General features: G+C 44.6%; 1 pseudogene. It reads left to right on the top strand.

The features are described 5' to 3' along the window. Nucleotides 1–164, top strand: a pseudogene (locus SB658_RS23500) (diacylglycerol kinase family lipid kinase); the annotation flags it as partial. Nucleotides 165–278 lie beyond the last annotated feature (114 nt).

Genomic DNA, 278 nt, shown 5'->3' on the forward strand with positions numbered 1-278 from the left:
ATTTCGAAGGGGAGCTGTCCTATATTCAGGCCTCCAGGATTGAAATCGAAACCGGACGTGAAATGGACGCGGATACAGATGGCGAGGTATACGGAACAACGCCTAGTACGATCGAAGTGAAAACACATCATCTCACTATGCTTGTTCCCGAGGATTCACAATGAAAATAAAAAAACTCCTTTTGCCGCCCGGGCAAAAGGAGTTTTTTTTAATAGACTGAAGTATTTTCGTCAATGTTTTCTAGGATTTCTTTGACGCGTCCGAGGAAACGGCCGCAT

The sequence above is a fragment of the Bacillus sp. SIMBA_008 genome (assembly GCF_046535495.1).
Lineage (GTDB): Bacteria > Bacillota > Bacilli > Bacillales > Bacillaceae > Bacillus > Bacillus subtilis.